Here is a 20589-nt window from a genome sequence, read left to right as displayed (position 1 = left end):
GGTTTTCGCCTATCGAATTTCTTAATAATAGTGTCCAATATGATTGACAAACCTACAATAAAATAAACATATCTAAGAAAGGATAGATCATATGAGAGAAAGCATTCTGACAATACCTGTCACAGATATATTTGAGCCGAAATGCGGCTGTCCAATATGCCGCCTGCGTGATACGTTGGAGCAGAGAACTGTTGAGTACATAATGGGAGCGGCTATGATGGAGCCAGACGTGCGTATGGAGACCAATAAGCTCGGTTTCTGCAAAACACATTTTGAACAGATGAGAGCCTGCAAAAATAGACTGTCACTTGCGCTTATGCTTCAATCACATTTGCAGGATATGCAAAAGCATATTTTCACACGAAAGAAAATGTTCGAGGGCAAGACAGCAAAGCAAAAGAAAGTCAGCGCAGTAAATAACGAATGTTTTGTATGCAGCAAGGTGGATTGGGGAATGTCAAGGATACTCGTTACGCTGTTTGAGATGTATGTTCAACAGCGTGATTTCAGAGATCTTTTTGCTCAGCAGGAAATGCTTTGTCTGCCGCACTATGACCTTTTAGTGTCTATGTGTACTGAAAATATGGATAAGAAATATCAGAAGCAGTTTATTGATGCTTGCGGCGAGCTGACAAGCAAATATCTTGACACTCTTGAAGCGGACGTATCACACTACTGCAAGATGTATGACTACCGTAACACGGGAGCAAATGCCGATTGGGGAAACTCAAAAGACTCCATAGAGCGTGCTATAAAATTTCTTACTACAAGATAAGAAATTTTCGTTACTTTTCGTTACAATGGTTACAGCTTAGATTTTATGCAGAAGATTGTAAAAGTACAATTATATGTACAGAAGATCAGCTTATATCATTTAATAGGTCATTGTTCTTTGATCGGGTCATTTTTTTGTACTTTGGATCTAGCATTGTAAATTTATTCTCAAACAAATTCAAAAATTATGTAAAGTGCGGTCATTCCACTGCTGACAAATAACCTTCAGCAGACAAGTTTGTATGTTAATATATTCGTAACATTCTCGTGTGTATTTGTTCCCAAAAGTTAGCGTTTTTTCGCTTAAATGGTCGATTTTCGTTATAATATGAAGTTTTCAACAGCCTGCAAATACCGATAAAACCATGAGTTTTCAACGTTTTCAACATGGTTTTCAACAGAAAATGCCCCTACGAATGTTGAAAACTTTTCATATTCAACATTTTTGCGTTGAAATGTTGAATATTGCACTTTTTTAATGCCAACAATCAGTAATATAATCAAGTAATTGGTATTCAGAGGAGTTGACTGTCATGCTCAAAGGAATTAATAAACAAATCATCGAAATAAAGTGTACAGAAAATGAATGTTTTGATAAGATTCTATTATTTGTAAACGCAAATAAAAATCATCTACACCCTGATATTTTAAGAAAAAATGCTGTTAATATCGCAAGTGCGATAACGGGGGACAAAATGTTTTCGACAAACAGAAAATTCAACTTTGCGGCTGTGATATCAACTATAATTGGTGTGGCATTGCTTGTTCTGCTGCTTATCGCATTGTGTATGTGATAAGCATAAATATCATTGATAAAATTTGTGTAAATCGTCGAAAGTCTATATAAAAAGCCTGTTTACTATTGGCATTATGTTTTTTTTGTGGTATAATTACGAGTAGTATATTTTTTTGAAAAGGAAAATTCAATGAGTAATTATCAAGATAAAAATAATAATTTAGACGAAGAAAATGAACTGCAGCTTATAATTGGCAGAAACCCTGTTATTGAGGCTTTAAAAGCAAATAAGCTGATCGACACTATCTATATTAACCCTGAGGCTAAAGGCTCTATAACACTTATTTGTAGACTTGCAAAGGAAAAAGGTATAAATGTCAAGCGTGTTACCGAAACAAAACTCAACAATATGAGCAGGGGAGCTTCACATCAGGGTGTTATTGCTATGGGTGCGTGTGCGGAGTATGTGTCTCCGGAGGATATTCTCAGCATTGCACATGAAAAGGGAGAGGATCCTTTCATTATCATTTGCGATGAGATAGAAGATCCGCACAATCTTGGTGCTATAATCAGAACGGCTGAGGCGGCAGGTGCTCACGGCGTTATCATTCCAAAGAGAAGAAGTGCATCATTGAACGCAACTGTTTTCAAAACGTCCGCAGGTGCAGCAAGCTGGTTGCCTGTTGCAAGAGTTTCAAATCTTGCAGCAACTATTGATATGCTTAAAGAAAACGGTGTGTGGATATACGGAACTGACGGCGAGGGTCAGAGCTATACTGAAGTTAAGCTAACTGGTCCTATAGGGCTGATAGTCGGCTCTGAGGGCTTTGGCATGGGACGTTTAATAAAAGATAAATGTGACTTTTTGCTTAGTTTGCCTATGGCAGGCAAAGTCAATTCTTTGAATGCTTCCGTTGCGGCGGGCATTTTTATGTATGAAGCCGTAAGACAGAGAAATCTATAAGGAACAGGGAGGTTAAAGCTTTGGCTGATAAATTCTCAATAGACGATATAATTTCAGAATACAGCGAAAAAGTTGAAAACGATTTAAAGACTGACGAGTCACAGGAAAACGATGAAATTTTAAATGAAGATACTAGTATTGATGAGAGTATTGAAAAAGATAATGATACCAGCGATATAGATAGTGACGGCTATGATCCAATAAAAGCAACAGATTTTGATGATGAATTGGCATCAGATCATACGAACGAAAAAAAACGTAACGAGGAGAACGCTGCACTTATAAATAATCTCACCAAACATAAAAAAGGCAAGGCTGCAAAGCAGAGCATTCCGCCTGTGAACAGGGCAAGCCTTAAAGATATCAAAATGGGACTGACGGGAAAAATAATCCCGAAAACAGAGGAGTTTGACAAGGCACTTATCCCTGATGACGCCACCTATGAGGAAAAATCTTCTATATTGTCACAGCACAGAAAGAAGAAAGTTGACAGCTTTGTTCTTAAAACTGACGAGCAGGAAAGCGAGCTTGACAGTGATGATACAAACGATAAAGACAAGGCAGGGCAGACGGAGTTTAAGAAGTTTGATGATGCCGAAAAGGTCTTTGGATCTATCCGTCATGTGAAGAGCAACCTTGTTCTAAGGCTTTGTGTACTTCTGTTTACGGGCATTTTCAGCACATTCATCACGGTTGCAAATGACCTGGAACTGCCTCTTATAAAGACATTTGACAGAACGATAACACCTGCGGCATATCTGTTTGCAAACACTATTTTGGGTCTTATTTCTATAGCAGTGTGCTATAACGTGCTTCTTGCAGGAATGAAAAGCCTATTTAAAAAAGAGGCAGATAATGATACAATAGCAGCGATAGGTATTTTTATTACAGTCATTGCAGGAATAATAAATCTATTTGACCCTGAGTCTATTCGTGACAGTGTTTACCATGTTTACATATCCGTTGCAATCGTGGGTCTGATATTCAATACTCTTGGAAAACTTATGGTGGTAAAACGTACTGAGCGTAATTTTAGGTACGTTGCAGGAGATTTTGAGAGATATGCAGTTACATCCGTTGAAGATGAGGAAATAGCAGAAAACTTCACAAGAGGTTCTGTTGCAGAGCCAAAGATAGCAGCTATGCGCAAAACCGAGTTTGTGGACGATTTTATGAAGAACAGCTACACTTCTGATATCTCAGATGAGTATTCAAAGAAAATAAGCCCTTATATCCTCATTGCAGGCGTTGTTATAGCACTTTTGTCACTTATATTTGATAAGGGTGCGTCAAACATGAGAGAACGTTTGTTCATAGCACTTTCGGCTTTCTCAGGCACTGTTACCATGTGTTCTTCGTTTGCGGTAATGCTTATAGTAAATGTACCTCTGGCAAGAGCTACAAAGAAGTATTTGCAGTATTCAGCGGTAATGCTGGGATATTCTTCTGTTGATGAATTTGCTGACACAAATTCACTTCTTGTTGACGCTGAACAGCTTTTCCCTAAAGGAAGTATTGAGCTTGCAAACCTTAAACTACTCTCAGCTATTTCTATTGAAGACTGCATTTTAATGGCGGCAAGCCTTAGCTGTCAATCGGGAAGTGTTCTTAAGTCTACATTCTACAAAATGCTCAGAGGTAAGACTGAGTTGCTTTATCCTGTTGAAAGCTACATTTATGAGGACGGTCTTGGACTTTCGGGCTGGATAGAAAACAAGCGTGTTCTTCTTGGTACAAGAGAACTCATGGAAAACCACTCTATTGACGGTCTGCCGTCAGAAGCAAAAGAGAAGGAGTATACAAATGGTAATGTTGCTGTATATCTTTCTATTTCCGGAATAACAGCAGCAATGTTCGTTATTCAGGTATCGCCTAATCTGTCCGTTACACGTTGGCTTCAGGAGCTTGAACTTGAAGGTATCACAACAGTAATAAGAACAGTTGATGGCTTTCTTTCACAGCGTTTTCTCTCTGATCTCTTTGATATTGAGAGTGACAGTGTTAAACTGCTGAGCTTTAGATATCATAAGGATTATGAAAGTGAAACCGAGTACGTTCCACGTCAGGCTTCATCAATGCTTTGCAGCGGACATTTTCCGTCATTTGCAATGCTTGTAATAGGCGCAAAAAGGCTCAAATTTACCGCAGAACTTGGTGCATCAGTGATGTATGGTGCAACGATACTTGCGGCGCTCATAGCCCTTATAATGATGCTGGCAGGTTCATTTGTTCAGCTTACTCCAACGTTAGTTATCGTCTACAATCTCATTGTAACGGGCGTAGCGTTGCTAATACAGCACATCAAAAAACTATAATACAAAACCTCGGCTTGCAGTGATACAAACCGAGGTTATTTTTTACTTATTGCTTATTGTCCAATCTATTGGTTGAATATTGTTGCTTACAAGGAAATCGTTAACCTTAGAAAAATGCCTGCATCCGAAAAAACCGTTATACGCAGACAATGGAGATGGATGAGCTGCCTTAAATACTGCATGAATAGGGTTCGTTATAAGTGGTGCCTTAGCCTTAGCATTGCCACCCCAGAGGATAAACGCAGTAGGCACATTACGCTCATTAAGCTTTTTTATTACAGCGTCAGTAAGCTGCTCCCAGCCTTTACCCTTATGAGAATTAGGCTGACCCTGACGAACAGTAAGAACAGTGTTCATCATAAGCACGCCCTGCTTAGCCCAATCGGTAAGTTCGCCATTATTAGGTATAGGGATACCAAGGTCAGCGTTAAGTTCTTTGAAAATATTCTGCAAAGACGGTGGTGGTTTAACACCAGCCTTAACGGAGAAACAAAGACCATGAGCCTGTCCCGGACCATGGTAAGGATCCTGTCCAATGATAACAGCCTTGACGTTTTCATAAGGCGTGTACTTCAATGAATTGAAGATATCATGCATATCAGGATAAACAGTGAAGTGTGAATATTCGTATTTCAAAAATTCACGAAGTTTCAAATAATATTCCTTTTTAAACTCATCAGCCAGAATATCGTCCCAGCTATTTCCGATATGCACCATTATACAGCACTAATGACAGTTCCGACGATCAGACCGAGTATAAGTGCGGCAACCAAAGCGAGAACGAGTATTCTCATGACCATAGGTTTCTTGTCGTTCATTAACTATCGTTCCTTTCATAAAATATACTACTATAATTTTATCATATTTTCGCTGTAAAATCAACTGTTTGGAGAAAATTTATAAAATAATTGTTTTCTATACTAATCATCAATTTCTTCAAACCTGATTTTATTTGCACATTCTGATATATTTCTCACAGGTATATTTCCCCAAAAATATTTTTTAGGAATTCCTTGTGGAAAGGCACTACAGTAGAATAATCCATTCTTATTTTTACCTTTAAAATTCTTGCAAGAAGTGCAATCAGGAATAAAAACACACATTAATTATTTCTCCTTCAACTTTGCAAATATATAAATTGATATAATTGTATACTTTTTTTATTATAAACTGTCCCTCAATTGTTGTCAAGGGATTACCGCAAATGTAGCATAGCTTGACATCCCACAAAGTAGGGTGTATACTTAAAGCAGTGCACAACGGGGAGAGCCGACAAAGCATAAAAGAGTCACAAACAGCCCCTCGCACAGCGTGTACAGAAAGTTTCACTAAATAAAAATTTAGTGAAACTTAGAGAAGTGATATATAAGGAGAATAGATATAAATGAAACAAGCATATGTAGATGATTGCCCATATTATCTTGACGATTTTCTAACTAACATGAAAGTTGTCAAAGACCGTTCTGACCGCACTGAAGAAGCTTATTTTATTGATATCCGAACATTTCTGCGATATCTTAATGTCAAACACCATGCAGTTCCAGCCAAAACGCCTTTCAATAAAATAAAAATAAAAGAAACGCCAATAGAATGGCTCGAATGCTTTTCACTAAACGATGCTTATGTTTATTTAAAGTATCTCAAAGATGAGCGCAATAATTCCACAAAAACCCGTGCAAGAAAATGTTCTGCTTTGAAACAATTCTATGTTTATCTTTGCAAAAAAGCCAAGCTCATTTCAAACAATCCGCTTGATGATCTTGAATTGCCGCATATAAATCAGGCTTTGCCTAAATATCTGTCCCTTGAACAAAGCCTTGAGCTTCTGCGTAATATCGACTCTAAAAATCAGGTGCGTGATTATTGTATCATTACTCTGTTCCTTAACTGCGGTATGCGTCTGAGCGAGCTTGTGGGCTTGAATTTAAGCGATTACAGCCGAGATAACAGAACTCTGCGTGTCCTCGGCAAAGGCCGCAAGGAGCGCATTATTTATCTTAACGACGCTTGTATTTCTGCACTTGATGAGTATATTGACACTACCCGCCCCCACGTGGAACAAACTGCCATTTTTTTGTCAGCTAACAAAACAAGGATAAACAAGCGACGAGTTCAACAAATAGTAGATGAACAGCTCCAGCGTGCAGGACTTAGCAATTTGGGTATTACCACCCACAAGCTCAGGCATACAGCCGCAACCCTAATGTACCAACACGGCGGTGTAGATACTCTTGTACTGAAAGATATACTCGGTCACAAAAGCATTGCGACCACTGAGATATACACACATTTATCTGATGAAAACATCAAAAAGGCCATGGAGTCGAATCCATTGTCTGAAGAAATTGAAAAGAAAAAGAAGTAAACAAAAGCCATGTGATTTTCCTCACATGGCTTTTTTGCTATTTTTTCATACGAATTATAGAATGTTCTGGGAACGTCAGATCTGATCTTATTGACATCTTCATAGCTGCATGATTTGCAGTATCTATGGCGTTGTCGTATTCATCAAACATTTCCTCCACGGTGAACTTCACAGGGCTACCAACAGGTGAAAGAACTTCAATCTCGTCGCCCTTGTTGAATTTGTTTTTTTGAGTACAGTATATTCTTCCACCGCTACAACCGTCAACCACAGCTACAACATCATATTCACGAATATACCCGCCGTTTTCGTAATACTGGCTCTCCTTTGGGTGACCAAAGAAAAATCCTGTACAGTATGCTCTGTGGCTTACCTTGAAAACTTCGTCCTTAAGCCACTGTGGCAACTCAAAATGCTCCGGATCAGACTTATAGATATCCATAGCTTTTCTGTAGGCATTTGTGATAACGGACACATAATACGAAGATTTAGCTCTGCCTTCGATCTTAAAGCTGTTCACGCCTGCCTCTGCAAGCTTATCAATGTGGTTGAGCATACACATATCCTTGGCGTTGAGGATATAAGTTCCTTTTTCGTCCTCAAAAACAGGATAAAACTCATTGGTGCGCTTTTCTTCCATAAGGTGGTATCCCCAGCGGCAAGGCTGTGCGCACTCGCCACGATTTGCGTCACGGTTTACAAGGTACTGGGAAAGCAAACATCTGCCTGAAAAACTTACGCACATTGCACCATGTACAAAGCACTCAATTTCAAGATCTTTAGGGGTCTTTGCTCTTATTTCGGCGATCTCCTCGAGAGAAAGCTCTCTTGCAAGCACTACCCTCTTAGCACCCATGTTATAAAATTCATTTGCAGTAACATAATTTACTATACCAGCCTGTGTGGAAACATGAATCTCCATATCAGGTGCATATTTTTTTATCAGTGAGAAAACACCGATATCGTTGGCTATCATAGCGTCAACGCCTGCCGCAAGAGCGTCATTCACAAACTGCTCTAAATGCACTATCTCGTCATTATGAGGAAGCGTATTGCAGGTCAGATACACACGCTTACCCCTGCTGTGAGCCTCGTCACAGGCTTTTTTCAGAAGCTCAGCGTCAAAGCTTGCAGAGGCGGCTCTCATTCCGAAAGCCGTACCTCCAAGATAAACTGCATCAGCACCAAAATCCAGCGCCGCATACAGACGTTCCATATCTCCCACAGGAGCAAGAACTTCAAGCAAATTATTTTCAGTCATTAAAATTTCAATCCTTTATTACTTTTTCTTTGCAAGTCCAGCCTTAACAAGATTTTCCTCATGCTCGTCAAGTGTCTTTGCATAGAATGTTTCGCCCGTCTTAAGATTATTACAGAAGTAATAGTAATCAGTCTTCTTAGGCTCAAGAACAGCGTTTATTGCAGCCATACCAGGGTTGCATATTGGTCCTGCCGGCAAGCCCTTGCACTTATAGGTATCATAACACTCGGTATAATGCTCGATAGAAGCTGTGTTGTCAGCCTCGGTCTTTATAACATTCTTAATATAATTTGTTGTTGTATCAGACTGGAGCATAGGATAGGTGTCAGGGTCATCAAGTCTGTTCAGGAATACCGAAGCTACCTTTGGCATTTCGTCCTCAGAAGCGGCTTCAAGCTGAACGATAGAAGCAAGGGTCATAACTTCGTTAAGTGACATACCGGAATTTTTGATCTTAGCTTTGACAGTTTTGTATTTCTTTTCAAACTGCTCTCTAAGCTTCTTGGTAACGTTTCCTGCGCTGTCATTCACATAAAACTCATATGTATCAGGATAGAAATAGCCTTCCATGCGATAGAACATATCGCCGTTATCATCAACATCATTTTCAAAGTCAAAGCCTTGATTTTTATTGAATTCAAACAGGAAGTCGTCAGCAGTGCAGACCTCATTATCTTCAAGCTTTTTAGCTATGTCAAGAAGATTTTCTCCCTCTGTGAATGTAATGCTTACAGTCTTATATGACTCTCTCATTTGTGAAAGATTTTCGATTATTTCAGAATATCCGCTTGATGGCTGAAGTGTGATATCACCAGGATATATAGCTGCAGGCTTTTCAAATTTCAAAGCAAGCATAAACAGCTTTTTGTTCTTTATAACTCCCTCATTTACAAGTATATCAGCTATCTCACTGTTTGTTGAGCCTGCAGGGATATTAAATCTGATATCCTCGTCAGTTTTTCCGATACCATAATACTCCATGCCAATAGAAATGCCGCCCACTGCAAGCACTAAAGAAACTGTAAGAATTACTATAACAAGTATAATTCCGCCAAACACCGAATTATTCACCTTGCTTTTCTTTCTTTTTTTCTTTTTCTTCTTGCTACTTTTTGACTTTTTTTCTTGCTTTTCGGGCTTCTCAGGCTCTTTATCCTCGTCTTCTTCGCCTTTGTCTTCCTCTGACTTGTCCTCGTGAAAAGCTAGGATAGGTTCAGGCTTGTCATTGGTCGCTTCTGGAGTTTCCTGTGGTTTCTCGTCAGTATTATCTGCCTGTTCACAGGCTTCGGAACTGTTCTCAGTGTCAGCGATAGGCTCTGCTTCAACGCTTTCTTCGTCCGCTTCATTTTTCTCGGCAGACTTTATCTTGGCGTTGACATCATTTATTATATCGTCAACATTAAAATTCAGATCGTCCATTATTTACTTCCTTTCCTTTGTGTTTATAGTATATATATCCTTATCAGTAAATACCTTATCTACAGAGATATCATAGCCGTCATGACAAAAACTTTCTGACATACAGTTATCGTAACATAAACCTAGCTTCATGCCATTATAATCAGCCAAAAATCTGTCATAAAAGCCCATACCAAAGCCAAGCCTGTATCCGTCTTTATCATACGAAAGCGCAGGCACGATACACAATGCATTGTCAAAAACGCTGTATTTCTCACAACTTTCATCAGGCTCAAAAATGCCAAACCTACCCTCTTTGAGATCATATGTGCTGTTTATTCTGTAAAAATACATAATATTGCCGTTTTTTTCACATCTCGGGCATAGCACTATCTTGCTCTTTAGCGCCTTTCTTACTATCTCCGCCGTAGACACTTCAATATCAGAGGAAACATATGCAAGCACAGTTGTGCAGCTTTTATACTCCTCGCTGTCAAGGAAAGCTTGCTGAACAGCCACATCTGCCTGTTTTCTTTCTTCAGCAGACATACTAAGACGTATCTCTTTGAAATGCTTTCTTAAAGCTTTTTTATCTGTCATTTGCTCTGCATACCTGATTCAAGGGCTTCTGCCTTTTCTTTTGAAACAAGAAGCTCAACAAGCTTGAGTGCAAACTTCATGCTGCAGCCTGCGCCCTTTGCAGTGATGAACTTACCGTCAACAGCCACAAGTCTGGCAGAATGTATCGCACCTTTAAGATCTTTCTCATAGCCTGGAAAACAAGTTGCATATCTGCCGTCAAGAAGACCCTTATGACCGATTATGGACGGAGCGGCACATATTGCGGCAATGTATCTGTTATTGTCAGCACAGTAATCAACTGCACCAAGCACATCAGGGCTTGCTTCAAGATTTAAAGTACCCGGCATACCACCTGGGAGAACTATCATTTCGAGCTCGTCATTAAGAACTATCTTATCCACTGTTGTATCGGTCTTGACAGGAATGTTGTGTGAGCTGACTATCATATCAGAGCCTACACCTACAGTAAAAACTTCAACGCCTGCTCGTCTGAGCAGATCCACAGGGGCAAGAGCCTCCATTTCCTCAAAACCATTGGCAAGAAATACATAAACCATAACAAATGACTCCTTTCGATCATCTGAAAGTAATTACATTTTTATTCAAAAGAAAAGCAGGATTATAAGAAAGCTTTGACTTTCTAAGACCCTCTATTCCTAGATCCTCTTCCCTGTTGATGAAGCTGAGATCCTTTGCATTATGTGACGCAAACTGACTACACAGCATAGGATATGCACCCTGAACGTCAGCGAGTGCTTTTTCTATATGCACCACAAAGGTATCCGAATTTATTTGTTCACCAACCGTAAAGCCTGTCATTTTATCATTTCTGTAAAGCACAGCGCCTTTAAGTCCGAGCCTATCCATATTCGTAAGAAAAAGATCAATAGCATATTGCTCAACCACCGCCGAAGGATCGTCAGCGTTGTCATTCTTATTATAAAACTCAGCCGAAAATTCAATACAGCTGTCTATTTCCTTATCAGTAAGCTCTCTGTATTCCCAAGGCTCGTCCATGAAACGCTTTATGTGGTTACGCTTGCCGTGATACTTTTTGCCTTTAAGCTCGATAAGGTCGGAAGCATTGTAAATATAGTCTGAACTGTCCCTATCATACTCGCAGATGATTTTATCACCATAATATTCTTTTATCCAGCTTAGGTTATCATCTGTTACAGAAGATAACCTAAGCGGCTTTCCCTGGGCGGAAACATATTCTTTAAGCTCATCAAAAAGCCTGATATATTTTTCTTTGCCCTCAACGTCTATTTTAACGCCCGCAGGAAATGTAAAATACGGCTGACCGTCCACAAAGGAACAGCTTATATAAAAATCACCATGATGTGTTATTACAGTGTCATTAAGTCTTTGCCACGCCATATTATTTGCAAAGCAATATTCTGCTCCTCTGAAATCTGATACTGCAAGACACTTGGTTATCCATTCTTTGTCCTCAAAACTTATTTTTCTGAAATCAAACATTAAACACACATTACTTTCTATTGATTAACCCCAGAACATCTCCGAAAATCTTATCTTTTGTATAAGGCTCGATGCCGTCGCTGCAAGGAACAATATCCCAAGCCTGTTTCTCAGCGGTAAACAAAGCGGCTTCACGGCATTTTTTAAGATACTCCACATTTGCTTCATGGATATCCTTTTTGCTTTCATCTCCGCCGTATCTTCCCGACATCAGCTTTTGAGATATCTCTATTGGCATATCCAAGAATATCACCTTGTCAGGTCTTGGAAGCCCAAGCTTGTCATACTCGTAATCTTCAAGCCAGCCTATAAAATCTTCCCACTGCTCTTTCGGCAGTTTTGTCATCTGATAAATGCAGTTTGACGTAACATATCTCGCCGCAAGTATAAGACTGCCCTCTTTATAGTCATGCTCCCAAAATTGCTTGTAGCAAGCGTATCTGTCAACAGCGTAAAAGCTTGAAGCTGCGTAGGCATTCACGTCAGCAGGCGTTTTGCCTATTTCACCATTAAGATACATCTTTACCAACGCAGACGACGGATTATCATAGTCAGGAAAGCTTATAGCCTTATGCTTTATGTCATTTTCACTGAAATAAGCAGAAAGCCTTTCAAACTGAGTTGATTTTCCACTTCCATCAAGTCCCTCAAGAACTATAAGTCCAGATCTATTCAACATTATTCATTTCTCCGTAAATTTTCTTTACTTCAGCCATTTTTCCACAGCTCATTGCGCCCTCTGGACACTTGCCTTTCATTACACATGACGGACCTGCGTTCTTGAAAAGCTCAGGAGCGGCCTGCTTGCAAAGTTTGAGCATTTCATCAGCCACAGCCTTTATCTCCCATTGTGCTCTGTTACAGCATCTATGCTGGAAGAAATTAAACAGTGTTCTGACGTTCATTGTCACAACTATCTTTGTTTCACAAGCGTTTGGAAGAACAAATCTTGCGTCCTCGTAGGCTTTTTTCTTAGCCTTGTTAAGTGCGTCCTTTTCAGACATACCCTGCTCTAAAAACGCCTTTTCATGTGTATTTGTAAGTATGTCGGCAATCTTATTATAACACTCAAGTAGCTGATCCATTTGCTTGTCAAATTCAGCCTTTGCTTCTGGCACAGCCTCTATTGATGGTGGTGTGATAAACTCAAAGCCGCTTTCACTTACATAACGCTGGCTTTTTTGAGAGTAAGACGCAATTCTGTGTCTTACCAACTGATGAGAGCAGGCACGGGATATCCCCTCTATGCCAAAAGTAAAAGAAACGTGTTCCATAGGGCTTTCGTGACCAATAGACACGAGCCTTTCAATAAAGCTCTTTGTTTTTTCTTCCGTAAGACCCTCTCTAAGCGAGGCGATATCACTGCTTGAATAGCAAAGTTTTGCAGCAGTAGCAACCACCTTTTCAGGCTCAGGTGTATGGGTAATAAGCTCAACTCTCATCATATATGATCCTTTCCACATATTTTTTATATTATACCATTAAAAAGCCTACAAGTCAACATTTTATTTTAAATCACCCACTATTGCCATTTTAAATGCACAAAAAAGGCAGCAAGCTAACCTACTGCCTAAAATCATTCAATTCACGCCTATCACTGTTAGTAGAAAAAGTATCATCATCACCGCCGATACGCTGCTAAGAACAAGTCCAAATATCACACAGCAAACTGCATTCAGGTCAAAAACTTCATTTCTTTTGCCGTCATATCTGAGCCTACAGACCTTATCGGGTATGTATATCTTTGAGCGCATTACTACCTCACATGGGAATACGTTTGGATACTCACTATCATTAACCTTGTAAAACGCTGTATCAAACTTCTTGCCCTCTGCCCTGCCGAAACGCACAAACTTTCCTTTCACGCTTTTCGTTCCAGTAAGTTTTACAGCAGAGTATACAAAGAAACCCAAAATAGCCAGTAGCAGGACGACAAGAAAAACAATAAACATTATAGGAACTATAACAAAGTCTGCGCCAAGACACATGGCTAGCACAAGAACAACTGTGGCTATGATAACAAATTCCATGACTGTACCCTACAAAAGACTTCTGTAATAGTCGCTAAGACGCTTAGCGTTAGCTTTCAAAAGCTCGTCAGCCTTGCTTTTAACGCTTTCATCTGCAAAAACACCACGCTTTGAAAGTTCAGAAGCCTGCTTGGCAAGGTCTAACGCCTTTTGAAGATCCGTGGCACTGTCAGAGCCTGAATACTCCCTAGCCATCATAAGGCAAGCTTTCGCTTTAAGCGCACATATCTCATCTGAAAATTCGTCATCAGCGTCATACTCTATAACAGCCTTATAGTTCTTGTTTATAAATTCTGTCCGTATACTGATATAGCCCTCTGCGTCAGGGGCGTTTTTGGAGTCGTTTTCATCAGGCAGAAGGGCATTAGGCTCTATCTCCAACACCTTGCAGAGGTATTCAAGGGTCTTTACCGACGGCGTTGCTGAGCCGCTCTCTATCTGACTAAGCATATTGCGGGTTATAAAATCACCCACTACCTCGCTTTGAGTCATTTTCTTTGCAAGCCTTGCCTCTTTTATCCTCTTGCCGAGAGTATTTTTCTCCATTATATCGCCTCACTTTATTTACTGTAAATTTCATTTACTTATATGATAGCAGATAGTAAAACAGATTTCAAGTGTTTAACGAAAAATTTACAATATTTTTGTGCTAAGCCATATCTAAAAAATAATTTTAATTATTGTCGAAAATCTATTGACAAATAAGATAAATGAGTATATAATAAGCGTAAATAATATTTACATTGGAGGTGTAAGCTATATGAATGAATGGTGGGACGGTTTGTCGCTTTTACTTAAAGTGCTGTATTGTATAGCGTTTCCGTCAACGCTTATACTGCTTGTGCAGACTTTGCTTTCTATGTTCGGTTTTCATGATGGTGGAAGCGGTCACGATTTCAGCGACACGTCAGGTCTTGATCTTGATGTTGATGCCAACATCAGCGCTCACGGAGATGTGGATATTGGTCACTGTACACATGATATCGGCTGCGACCACAACGTAGACGGCGGAAACCCTGCGGATTTTGCTTCTATGAGAATGTTCACGCTTCAGACCATAGTTGCTTTTTTCACTGTGTTTAGCTGGTCATCTATCGTTCTTGTAAGCTCAGGTGTTTATCCAGCACTGTCTACAGTTATCGGCTTTGTTCTGGGTCTGGCGACCATGCTTCTTGTGGCAAAGATAGTTCAACTTTCTGCAAGACTTGCTGAAAACGGTACGGCTGATTATAAAAATGCTATAGGAGAAACTGCTACTGTTTATATCCCCTGCCCACCTAAAGACCATGGGCTTGGTAAAGTGAATGTTATGATAAACGGACAGTTAAGAGAAGTCACTGCAATAAACAATGGTGATGAGCTTATAAAGACAGGAACTCAGGTTCGTATTATCGATTTGCAAGGAGATACTGTCGTAATAGAAAAATAAAAGAATTGATAGAACAAAGGGGTGCTAAATATAACGATTCTGTGAAATGACCCGTCTTGAGGTTATTATAATATTATTTGTGTGGGAGGAAAAATTATGGAACCAGTAATCATCATCTGCGTGATAGTCGTTGTGCTTTTTGCGGCAATTATGGCAATACTGTCACGCTACAGAAAATGTCCGTCTGATAAGGTGCTTGTTATCTATGGTAAAGTAGGAACAGACAAGAATGGTCAAGCAAGAAGCGCAAGATGTATCCACGGCGGTGCGGCATTTATCGTGCCAATAATCCAATCTTATGAGTATATGGATCTTACTCCTATATCCATAAATGTGGATCTAAAAAACGCTCTTTCAAGGCAGAACATCAGAATTGATGTTCCATCAAGATTTACTGTTGGTATCTCAACAGAACCAGGCGTTATGCAAAACGCTGCTGAGCGTCTTCTCGGCTTGAAGCTCATGGAAATTCAGGAGCTTGCAAAGGATATCATATTCGGTCAGTTGAGACTTATTATCGCAACAATGGATATTGAGGAAATAAACTCGGACAGAGATAAATTTCTGCTTGCGGTATCAAACAATGTTGAGATAGAGCTTAAAAAGATAGGTCTTAAGCTTATCAACGTAAACGTAACGGATATTACAGATGAGTCTGGATATCTGGAAGCTCTCGGTAAAGAAGCTGCTGCAAAGGCTATCAATGACGCTAAGAAGTCAGTTGCCGAAAAACACAGAGACGGTGAGATCGGTCAGGCAAACGCTCAGAAAGACCAGCGTATCCAAGTTGCTGCTGCAAACGCTTCTGCTATTGACGGTGAGAACCAAGCCAAGATAGAGGTTGCACAGTCAGAAGCCCTCAGACGTGAGCGTGAAGCGGAAGCTCTCAGACAGGCTACAGCCGCTGAAGCTGTTCAGGCAGCAAAGGCAAAGCAGGAAGCTTACATAGCTCAGCAATCCGCCGAGCAGACGAGAGCCGAACTTGAAAAGGCTACACAGACCGCCGATGTTATCGTAAAGGCTCAGATCTCAAAGCAGCAGGCCGAGATCGAAGCTGAAGCACAGGCTGAGGTAGTAAGACGTAAAGCAAAGGGTGAGGCCGATGCTATCTTTGCAAAAATGGAAGCTGAAGCAAAGGGCAATCAGGAAATACTCACAAAGCAGGCAGAAGGTATGAGAAAGCTTGTTGAAGCAGCAGGCGGAGATGCTAATGCAGCCGTCAAACTCATAGTTGCTGATAAGCTTGAAGAGCTTATCTCTATTCAGGTAGAAGCTATCAAGAACATTAAGATAGACAAGATAACCGTGTGGGATACAGGTGCAGGTGCAGACGGAAAAGGCTCGACAGCAAACTTTCTAAGCGGACTTATGCAGTCAGTTCCTCCACTGAACGATCTGTTCAAGCAAGCAGGAATGTCACTCCCTGATTTTCTTGGCGAGGACATACAGGAAGCTTTGAAAAAGTCACAGGAAGAAGCAGTAAAGAGAGCAGCCGAGGCTGATAATGCAGGAACTCTCGACCCAAAAGATGTTGAGGTAATAGAGCCTGAGAAATAATTAATTTGACCTCCGTAGTTTAACGATTGCGGAGGTCTTTTGGTATAAATAAAAGCGAGTTTCAACATCATGAAACTCGCTTTTTATGTTCAATATGGTTCAACGACTACTGCTCTGCCCTCTTTCAAGGACCTTTGTACATCAATAAAACGCTGATTTTTGCTGCCCATAAATTTCAACTCAAGGCTTCGCTGTGACAGAATAAATGGTCCGTCAACAAGATAATCAAGCTGACTAAGAAGCTCCATATAGCCGTTTTCAGCGTTAGCGTTTGCAATTAGATATTCATAAGTATATCCAGTGAAAGATATGACATTCAGCGGAAATCTATTAAAGGCTTTTATCCTTCCTGCAAGTTCTGCTAACGGTTTGCACTGACAGAAAGGCTCACCGCCACTGAACGTCACACCGTCAAGAAGCGGGTCTTTTATTATCTCATTGTAAAGCTGGTCTGTGTCAACGACAATGCCACCGTTAAAATCATGTGTCTGCGGATTATGACAACCCTCACAGCCGTGTGGACAGCCCTGCGTAAAAATAGTGAACCTAAAACCCGGTCCGTCTACGATAGATTCACCGACAGTGCCTGCTATCCTAAGTTCCATGGCTAATTGTCACCCTCACAGCAGACTTTTGCACGAGGTATCCTCTCATGTATCACCTTGCTGTGTTCAGCCTCAGAACGTCCACACTTCGGGCATTTGTCACCTATTATTCCAGTATATCCGCAAACAGGATCACGGTCAACAGGGTGGTTTATTGAGCCGTAGCCTATGCCAACCTCTTTCATATATCTTACGACTTTCTCGAATGCAGAAAGATTGTTCAGCGGATCGCCGTCAAGCTCGATATAGCTTATATGGCCTGCATTTGTAAGAGCATGGTAAGGAGCTTCTATTTTAAGTTTCTCAAACGCTGTTATCGGATAGTAAACAGGTACATGGAAAGAATTGGTATAATATTCCCTGTCAGTAACTCCTGCTATCTCGCCATAACGTTCTCTATCCATTTTAACAAATCTGCCAGAAAGTCCCTCAGCAGGCGTTGCAAGCAACGAGAAGTTAAGACCAGTACGCTTTGTTTCCTCGTCCATTCTTGCTCTCATACGTGAGATTATCTCCAAGCCAAGCTCTCTTGCTTCTTCACTTTCACCATGGTGCTTGCCAGTAAGCACTTTAAGACACTCAGCAAGACCGATAAAGCCCACTGAAAGCGTGCCATGCTTTAGCACTTCTTCAAGTGTATCGTCAGCCGTAAGCTTCTCTGAATCGAGCCATATGCCCTGACCCATGAGGAACGGATAATTTCTCACACGCTTTGAACACTGTATCTTAAATCTGTGCATAAGCTGGTCGATACAAAGATCCATAAGCTCATCAAGGCTGTCAAAGAAAGCACCGATATTACGCTGTGCTTTTATGCCAAGTCTAGGGAGATTAATGGTAGTAAAAGAGAGGTTTCCTCTTCCTGTTACTATCTCACGAGTAGGGTCATATGCGTTACCGATAACTCTTGTGCGGCAACCCATGTAAGCTATCTCAGTGTCAGGATTGCCTTCCTTGTAATATTGTAGATTGAAAGGAGCGTCGATAAATGAAAAATTCGGGAAAAGACGCTTCGCTGATACACGGCAGGCGAGCTTGAAAAGGTCATAGTTCGGGTCATCAGGATCAAAGTTCACGCCCTCTTTTATCTTGAAAATATGTATAGGGAAAATAGGCGTTTCACCATTGCCAAGTCCTGCTTCCTCTGCAAGAAGAATATTCTTTATAACAAGTCTGCCCTCGATAGAAGTATCAGTACCATAATTTATGGAGCTGAAAGGCGTTTGAGCGCCTGCACGGGAGTTCATGGTATTAAGATTATGGATAAGCGCTTCCATTGCCTGATATGTGGCTCTGTCAGTTTCTTTCAAAGAGTTTTTATATGCAAAACTCTGTATCTTCTTCACTATGGGTGCGTCAACAAAATTCACAAGAAACTGTGCTTCAGCCTCTTGATAGCCGTTATCATTGGCGAGAGTGATCTTTAAACCCTGCTCATCAAGCATTTCAGTTATTTTCTTTGCAATGCTCTGAGCATCAGAAACTTCACCAAGGAGAGCAAGACCCCTGCCGATATTATCACGATAGCGGTGTCTGAACGTCTTTCTTACGCCCTCAGCCATATCATAATCGAATTTAGGAAGAGATTGACCACCGTGTTGGTCGTTCTGATTTGATTGGATAGCAATACAAGCAAGCGCCGCATAGCTTTGTATATCATTTGGTGTACGCAAAAAACCATGACCTGTAGAAAATCCCTTATCAAAAAGCTTTGTAAGGTCTATCTGAGTACAAGTGGTGGTCAGTGTATAAAAATCAAGGTCATGAATGTGGATATCGCCCTCCTGATGAGCCTTTGAATGCTCTGGAGCAAGAACATACATCTCATTGAACTCCTTAGCACCCACAGAGCCGTATTTAAGCATTGTACCCATTGCGGTATCGCCGTCTATATTAGCATTCTCACGCTTCAAATCGTTATCTTTCGCTGATTGGAAAGTAAGATCCTCATAAACTTTCATAAGACGGGTATTCATTTCTCTTGCACGAGTCCTGTTTGAGCGGTAGAGTATATAACTTTTTGCAGTATCAGCCATGCCTTCCTCGATAAGTACACGCTCAACGCAATCCTGAATCTCTTCAACAGTAGGCATATCAAGGTGTTTTTCCATAAGCTTATCAACAACTTTACCAGAAAGCTCCAAAGCTTCCTCATAGTTATCCTTGCCCACAGACTGAGCCGCCTTGTATATAGCGCCAGCTATTTTCTCAATATTGAAAGTTACAGTACGTCCGTCACGCTTTTTTATCTTGATTATCACAATACCGCCTCCGATTTTCCCAATTTATCCTTATATTTTTTTATATTCTCACAACTCGCACCGCAAATCACAACATATTGTATAAAAAGCAGTGCTTAATACAAGTATATAGTATAAGTGACGCAAAGTCAAGGCGTTATACAACAAAATGTGACTTTGTTATTTGTATTAAATGCACAAAGCCACATTTTCGTCAGATATTGATTTCAGGTGTCAAGTAAAATGCTTTTAGCTGTAATGCGGTCGAACTTTACAATGCGTAACACAACATAGTTTAGTTTTTAATGCTGTAAAGCGAGCTAACTTGTCATCTTATGCATTTTCAAGTGCTGCTCCATGCCTCTTAAATGTCGTAAATAAGCGAATTTTGCAAGTGCGTAAAGCACTTTAACTTGTCGAGCTTTTAAGTTTTGCACTATGCTGCTGAACTACTCTCAGCGCTCTCGTAAGTGTAATCATGAGTAACTACAGAGCTGCCTGTTTCATTTTCAAGTACCTCTTCGAGAGTAGTATTCATCATGTAGGCACAGAAAGATATCAGCATTACAAAAAAACTCACTATCAACACAATATCCAATCTATAACCATTTTTCTTCTTTTTGTTATCGTTCATAAGATCTTCTCCAAAATATGATTTTAATACCATTATACTATATCCCTCTGCCTTTTTCAAGCCAAAATGACAAAATCGCAGATATTTTTATACCATACACACTGCCATGTGATAAATGCACAAAAGACAATTTCTTTTATTGTTTAATTTTTGTTTTTATGTAGGTTTGTCAATCATATTGGACACTATTATTAAGAAATTCGATAGGCGAAAACCA

20 protein-coding genes are annotated in these 20589 nt (G+C 40.2%); 6 read left to right on the top strand and 14 right to left on the bottom strand.

Annotated features, from left to right (window positions below; translation table 11 throughout):
- Positions 1-91 precede the first annotated feature (91 nt).
- The 3 genes from DW938_RS13050 (at position 92) to DW938_RS13035 (ending at position 4789) form a co-directional block, all read left to right on the top strand.
- Positions 92-775, top strand: coding sequence for a DUF6062 family protein (locus tag DW938_RS13050; protein WP_117923641.1), 684 nt, complete (start codon positions 92-94; stop codon positions 773-775).
- A gap of 925 nt (positions 776-1700) precedes the next feature.
- Positions 1701-2474: a 23S rRNA (guanosine(2251)-2'-O)-methyltransferase RlmB gene (gene rlmB, locus DW938_RS13040; RefSeq protein WP_118125326.1), complete on the top strand. Its 774-nt coding sequence runs from the start codon at positions 1701-1703 to the stop codon at positions 2472-2474.
- 20 nt (positions 2475-2494) lie between these two features.
- Entirely contained in the window at positions 2495-4789 is a 2295-nt protein-coding gene (locus tag DW938_RS13035) for a hypothetical protein (protein ID WP_118125325.1), read from the top strand.
- Positions 4790-4831: 42 nt separating this feature from the next.
- Here DW938_RS13035 and DW938_RS13030 read toward each other — a convergent pair whose 3' ends face one another.
- Positions 4832-5506: a uracil-DNA glycosylase gene (locus DW938_RS13030; RefSeq protein ID WP_118125323.1), complete on the bottom strand. Its 675-nt coding sequence runs from the start codon at positions 5504-5506 to the stop codon at positions 4832-4834.
- Positions 5507-5709: 203 nt separating this feature from the next.
- On the bottom strand, positions 5710-5892 hold the full coding sequence (locus DW938_RS13025; RefSeq protein WP_118125320.1) for a glutamyl-tRNA amidotransferase: 183 nt from the start codon (positions 5890-5892) through the stop codon (positions 5710-5712).
- A gap of 281 nt (positions 5893-6173) precedes the next feature.
- Between DW938_RS13025 and DW938_RS13020 the strand changes: the two genes are divergently transcribed.
- Complete coding sequence (locus DW938_RS13020; protein WP_118125318.1) at positions 6174-7154, top strand: tyrosine-type recombinase/integrase; 981 nt, start codon at positions 6174-6176, stop codon at positions 7152-7154.
- A gap of 37 nt (positions 7155-7191) precedes the next feature.
- On the opposite strand, the gene DW938_RS13015 is transcribed toward DW938_RS13020, so the two are convergent.
- The 9 genes from DW938_RS13015 to DW938_RS12975 all read right to left on the bottom strand — a co-directional run bounded on the left by DW938_RS13015 (position 7192) and on the right by DW938_RS12975 (position 14453).
- Positions 7192-8415 (bottom strand): U32 family peptidase, encoded by a 1224-nt coding sequence (locus tag DW938_RS13015; RefSeq protein WP_181984457.1) that lies wholly within the window; start codon positions 8413-8415, stop codon positions 7192-7194.
- A gap of 18 nt (positions 8416-8433) precedes the next feature.
- Positions 8434-9834, bottom strand: a complete 1401-nt coding sequence (gene mltG, locus DW938_RS13010) for an endolytic transglycosylase MltG (protein ID WP_118125316.1) — start codon at positions 9832-9834, stop codon at positions 8434-8436.
- A gap of 3 nt (positions 9835-9837) precedes the next feature.
- Positions 9838-10413: a 5-formyltetrahydrofolate cyclo-ligase gene (locus DW938_RS13005; RefSeq protein WP_118125314.1), complete on the bottom strand. Its 576-nt coding sequence runs from the start codon at positions 10411-10413 to the stop codon at positions 9838-9840.
- Complete coding sequence (locus tag DW938_RS13000; RefSeq protein ID WP_022286914.1) at positions 10410-10952, bottom strand: DJ-1 family glyoxalase III; 543 nt, start codon at positions 10950-10952, stop codon at positions 10410-10412. The genes DW938_RS13005 and DW938_RS13000 overlap by 4 nt, the downstream gene beginning before the upstream one ends.
- Before the next feature lie 19 nt (positions 10953-10971).
- On the bottom strand, positions 10972-11877 hold the full coding sequence (locus DW938_RS12995; protein ID WP_118125312.1) for a phosphatidylglycerol lysyltransferase domain-containing protein: 906 nt from the start codon (positions 11875-11877) through the stop codon (positions 10972-10974).
- 10 nt (positions 11878-11887) lie between these two features.
- Positions 11888-12556 carry a deoxynucleoside kinase gene (locus DW938_RS12990; protein ID WP_118125310.1) on the bottom strand — a complete coding sequence of 223 codons (669 nt, stop codon included), beginning with the start codon at positions 12554-12556 and terminating at the stop codon, positions 11888-11890.
- Positions 12546-13319, bottom strand: a complete 774-nt coding sequence (gene thyX, locus DW938_RS12985) for an FAD-dependent thymidylate synthase (RefSeq protein WP_118125330.1) — start codon at positions 13317-13319, stop codon at positions 12546-12548. The genes DW938_RS12990 and thyX overlap by 11 nt, the downstream gene beginning before the upstream one ends.
- Before the next feature lie 138 nt (positions 13320-13457).
- Complete coding sequence (locus DW938_RS12980; RefSeq protein ID WP_118125308.1) at positions 13458-13907, bottom strand: hypothetical protein; 450 nt, start codon at positions 13905-13907, stop codon at positions 13458-13460.
- Positions 13908-13916: 9 nt separating this feature from the next.
- Complete coding sequence (locus tag DW938_RS12975; protein WP_118125306.1) at positions 13917-14453, bottom strand: helix-turn-helix transcriptional regulator; 537 nt, start codon at positions 14451-14453, stop codon at positions 13917-13919.
- 214 nt (positions 14454-14667) lie between these two features.
- On the opposite strand from DW938_RS12975, the gene DW938_RS12970 reads away from it, so the two are divergent.
- Entirely contained in the window at positions 14668-15336 is a 669-nt protein-coding gene (locus DW938_RS12970) for an NfeD family protein (protein WP_038672017.1), read from the top strand.
- Positions 15337-15432: 96 nt separating this feature from the next.
- Positions 15433-16893 (top strand): flotillin family protein, encoded by a 1461-nt coding sequence (locus DW938_RS12965; RefSeq protein WP_118125304.1) that lies wholly within the window; start codon positions 15433-15435, stop codon positions 16891-16893.
- A gap of 89 nt (positions 16894-16982) precedes the next feature.
- On the opposite strand, the gene nrdG is transcribed toward DW938_RS12965, so the two are convergent.
- From nrdG to DW938_RS12950, 3 genes are all read right to left on the bottom strand, one after another.
- The gene (nrdG, locus tag DW938_RS12960) at positions 16983-17498 is read right to left on the bottom strand and encodes an anaerobic ribonucleoside-triphosphate reductase activating protein (protein WP_117857195.1); all 516 of its coding nucleotides are present in this window, start codon (positions 17496-17498) and stop codon (positions 16983-16985) included.
- 2 nt (positions 17499-17500) lie between these two features.
- Positions 17501-19759 (bottom strand): anaerobic ribonucleoside triphosphate reductase, encoded by a 2259-nt coding sequence (locus DW938_RS12955; RefSeq protein WP_118125302.1) that lies wholly within the window; start codon positions 19757-19759, stop codon positions 17501-17503.
- A 415-nt stretch (positions 19760-20174) separates the two neighbouring features.
- Positions 20175-20372: a hypothetical protein gene (locus tag DW938_RS12950; RefSeq protein ID WP_022287342.1), complete on the bottom strand. Its 198-nt coding sequence runs from the start codon at positions 20370-20372 to the stop codon at positions 20175-20177.
- Between the last annotated feature and the right edge of the window lie 217 nt (positions 20373-20589).

This window comes from Ruminococcus sp. AM43-6 (assembly GCF_003461785.1).
GTDB classification, from domain to species: Bacteria; Bacillota; Clostridia; order Oscillospirales; family Ruminococcaceae; genus Hominimerdicola; species Hominimerdicola aceti.
The sequence above is the reverse complement of the archived record's forward strand: the minus strand, read 5'-3'. Positions and strand labels throughout refer to the sequence as shown.

Excerpts from the sequence above, each read along its gene's own strand:
- DW938_RS13050 (WP_117923641.1), top strand. The coding sequence starts at position 92 with ATGAGAGAAAGCATTCTGACAATACCTGTCACAGATATATTTGAGCCG.
- rlmB (WP_118125326.1), top strand. The coding sequence starts at position 1,701 with ATGAGTAATTATCAAGATAAAAATAATAATTTAGACGAAGAAAATGAA.
- DW938_RS13030 (WP_118125323.1), bottom strand. The coding sequence starts at position 5,506 with ATGGTGCATATCGGAAATAGCTGGGACGATATTCTGGCTGATGAGTTT.
- DW938_RS13025 (WP_118125320.1), bottom strand. The coding sequence starts at position 5,892 with ATGTGTGTTTTTATTCCTGATTGCACTTCTTGCAAGAATTTTAAAGGT.
- DW938_RS13020 (WP_118125318.1), top strand. The coding sequence starts at position 6,174 with ATGAAACAAGCATATGTAGATGATTGCCCATATTATCTTGACGATTTT.
- DW938_RS13015 (WP_181984457.1), bottom strand. The coding sequence starts at position 8,415 with ATGACTGAAAATAATTTGCTTGAAGTTCTTGCTCCTGTGGGAGATATG.
- mltG (WP_118125316.1), bottom strand. The coding sequence starts at position 9,834 with ATGGACGATCTGAATTTTAATGTTGACGATATAATAAATGATGTCAAC.
- DW938_RS13005 (WP_118125314.1), bottom strand. The coding sequence starts at position 10,413 with ATGACAGATAAAAAAGCTTTAAGAAAGCATTTCAAAGAGATACGTCTT.
- DW938_RS13000 (WP_022286914.1), bottom strand. The coding sequence starts at position 10,952 with ATGGTTTATGTATTTCTTGCCAATGGTTTTGAGGAAATGGAGGCTCTT.
- DW938_RS12995 (WP_118125312.1), bottom strand. The coding sequence starts at position 11,877 with ATGTTTGATTTCAGAAAAATAAGTTTTGAGGACAAAGAATGGATAACC.
- DW938_RS12990 (WP_118125310.1), bottom strand. The coding sequence starts at position 12,556 with ATGTTGAATAGATCTGGACTTATAGTTCTTGAGGGACTTGATGGAAGT.
- thyX (WP_118125330.1), bottom strand. The coding sequence starts at position 13,319 with ATGAGAGTTGAGCTTATTACCCATACACCTGAGCCTGAAAAGGTGGTT.
- DW938_RS12980 (WP_118125308.1), bottom strand. The coding sequence starts at position 13,907 with ATGGAATTTGTTATCATAGCCACAGTTGTTCTTGTGCTAGCCATGTGT.
- DW938_RS12975 (WP_118125306.1), bottom strand. The coding sequence starts at position 14,453 with ATGGAGAAAAATACTCTCGGCAAGAGGATAAAAGAGGCAAGGCTTGCA.
- DW938_RS12970 (WP_038672017.1), top strand. The coding sequence starts at position 14,668 with ATGAATGAATGGTGGGACGGTTTGTCGCTTTTACTTAAAGTGCTGTAT.
- DW938_RS12965 (WP_118125304.1), top strand. The coding sequence starts at position 15,433 with ATGGAACCAGTAATCATCATCTGCGTGATAGTCGTTGTGCTTTTTGCG.
- nrdG (WP_117857195.1), bottom strand. The coding sequence starts at position 17,498 with ATGGAACTTAGGATAGCAGGCACTGTCGGTGAATCTATCGTAGACGGA.
- DW938_RS12950 (WP_022287342.1), bottom strand. The coding sequence starts at position 20,372 with ATGAACGATAACAAAAAGAAGAAAAATGGTTATAGATTGGATATTGTG.